General features: G+C 29.0%; 4 protein-coding genes and 1 pseudogene. 4 read left to right on the top strand and 1 reads right to left on the bottom strand.

Features of this window, described 5'->3' with window-relative positions; all coding sequences use genetic code 11:
* Nucleotides 1–702: 702 nt before the first annotated feature.
* From G0Q09_RS14770 to G0Q09_RS14755, 4 genes are all read left to right on the top strand, one after another.
* Nucleotides 703–834, top strand: a complete 132-nt coding sequence (locus G0Q09_RS14770) for a transposase (protein ID WP_219035460.1) — start codon at nt 703–705, stop codon at nt 832–834.
* Nucleotides 835–934: 100 nt separating this feature from the next.
* A complete protein-coding gene (locus G0Q09_RS14765) occupies nt 935–1,612 on the top strand; it encodes a tyrosine-type recombinase/integrase (RefSeq protein ID WP_219035459.1) in 678 nt (225 codons plus the stop codon).
* Between the two features lie 88 nt (nt 1,613–1,700).
* Nucleotides 1,701–1,955 carry a type II toxin-antitoxin system Phd/YefM family antitoxin gene (locus G0Q09_RS14760; protein ID WP_219035458.1) on the top strand — a complete coding sequence of 85 codons (255 nt, stop codon included), beginning with the start codon at nt 1,701–1,703 and terminating at the stop codon, nt 1,953–1,955.
* A complete protein-coding gene (locus G0Q09_RS14755; protein ID WP_219035457.1) occupies nt 1,956–2,213 on the top strand; it encodes a Txe/YoeB family addiction module toxin in 258 nt (85 codons plus the stop codon).
* Between the two features lie 157 nt (nt 2,214–2,370).
* On the opposite strand, the pseudogene G0Q09_RS14750 reads toward G0Q09_RS14755, so the two are convergent.
* A pseudogene (locus G0Q09_RS14750) lies at nt 2,371–2,480 on the bottom strand (IS982 family transposase); the annotation flags it as partial.

The following is a 2,480-nucleotide window of genomic DNA, read 5'->3' as shown; positions in this document are numbered from 1 at the left end:
CTGTTTTTTACAACTTCGAATTTCCTATAGCTCCATTATTCAAGGATTGACTTCGTTTTATTCGGCTATTTTTTCTTCTGTATATTTTATAATTTCAAATGAACTTCTCATCTTAGCAAAACCTCTCAGTATTTGCGGTTGCAAAGGTAATACTTATTTTTTAACTAACAAAATTTATTTTGATAAATTTTAAAGTTTTTATTTCAATAAGTCAATTCTTACTTTCACTCCAAAAACCCCTTTCGGAATCGGATGGCAAAGATAATACTTATTTAGATTCTCGCAAATTTATTTTTAAAATATTTTTGCCGCTATATAAGTCCCTATGTCAATTTTAATACTACTCGTCTTTCGTATTGGGATTGCAAATATACAACCCATTTTTCCGAACTTCCAAACTCATTTTACAATTAATTTACATTCTTCTCTTAAGTTGCTGGTACAATGGGAAATATTTTTTGAGAATTTTAGATATGAGAAGTGAGATACGAGGTTTTTGACGAGAAAAGCACGCTTTTTGAGTTACTATTTTGGGTTTACGAGAGGAAGATTGCGCGAACAGTAAGCCATTTTTACGCTCATTACGCTAAATTGACTCTCGCCTTTTCAGCAAGTTTTCTATATGAAATTTCAAAGCTATCATGTTTTTAATTGTAGAAATTTGTTTTATTTCATAATCTAATTGTCTCTTTCAAGATTTGAATGGACAGTTATCTAAATAATATTAATAACAACAGAGCATTGATTCGCTATTGCAATAACTGTTTGGATATTCGTTTATTTTTATGTCATGATTTAAACGAAAAACTACCTTGGCATTCCACAATTTGTTAAACTTGCGTCCTTTTTGGTAAAAAAGCTTTCTTACAGTTATTTCAATTTGTTCATAAATTACTAATGTTAGTTTTAATACAAATGTTCAATTTTAGCCATAATGTTTAAAGATGCCATTCGTGAAGAAGTCATCAGTTTAAATACTTACCCATTTGCAAGTGTACGAATCAAAAAAGACAAGAGTACAAGACTGTTTTTAAACAAAGAACAAATCGAGCAGCTAAAAAACCACAAGAGTTCATTTGGTCAAACAGATACCTACTTCAGAGATATGTTTATTTTTAGTTGTTATGCCGGAGGATTACGTTTTAGTTATGTCGTTACCTTACAATGGAAAAACTACGATGAAAACGAACAACGTATCAGATTAAACATTCGTAAAACAAAACGTTCACATCAATTCAAAGTAGGTCAATCTGCTTTAGAGATATTAAACAAATACAAAAAAGAAACTTCCGAACCAGATGATTTTGTATTTCCAATCATTTCAGAAGCTAATTTCTTCGAACAATCCAACGAATACCAACTAAAAGTAATTGGTAGCAAAAATGTATTATGTGGTCAGAAATTGCGTAGAATCGGTAAAGAATTAGAATTTCCGTTCTCGATATCATTTCATTTAAGCCGACATACATTTGCAACACAAGCCTTAGCTAACGGTATGAGTATTGAGTATGTTTCTAAACTTTTAGATCACTCCGATATCGGAACAACTCAAATCTACGCTAAAATTGTAAACGAAGAATTGGATAAAGCTGTAGAGCAATTTATTGAATAATAGATATTTATTTTAGAATAATGTATAAAAATAGATTTTGCAAATCAAAATATTGTACATATATTTGTACATAATAAAATACAAGATTATGTTAATAGCAAGTGTTTCAGATTTCAGAAAAGATATTAAATCTTATTTAGATAGAGTTTCAAAGAATTTTGAAACCTTAATCATCAACAGAGGGAAAGATTCTGGTATTGTTGTAATGTCTTTAGAAGAGTACAATTCATTAATGGCTACAAATCATGAATTATCTTCTCGTATCAATGAGTCAAGATTAGATGCTGCCATTGAAAAATTAAAAAGTAATCAATCTTTTGAAAGAGAATTAATCGAGGAATAGATGAAATATATTTTCGTAGATGAGTCTTGGGAAGATTATTTATTTTGGCAAAAAACCGATAATAAAAAAGTAAAACGCATCAATGATTTATTGAAAGATATTTCACGTACTCCTTTTACTGGTATTGGGAAACCAGAACCATTAAAACATAAATATTCAGGTTTCTGGTCACGTAGAATAGACGAAGAACATCGTTTAATTTACAAGTACGAAGATAATCAGATATTAATTGCAAAGTGCCGTTTCCATTACGATTAAATAATCCATTTTAAGATATAAATAAGATAGAATTCTGTTAGGTTGTAAAACGTAACAGATTTTTTTTTATGCCAAAATCGTAAACGAGAAATTAGATAAAGCAGTAGAACAGTATATTGAATAATTAATATTAAATAATTTTAACCCGTTGTGCATTTTAAATAATTTGGGTTTTTAGATTATTAATATTTCGATTAAAGTATGTTTTATTAATGTACTGAACCACAGTAAGAGCAGTAATTTTAGCTAAAATTCTGGTTTTAAACC

It is taken from the genome of Empedobacter falsenii, assembly GCF_019308355.1.
GTDB lineage: Bacteria > Bacteroidota > Bacteroidia > Flavobacteriales > Weeksellaceae > Empedobacter > Empedobacter falsenii_B.
This window is presented reverse-complemented; position numbering and strand designations above follow the sequence as displayed.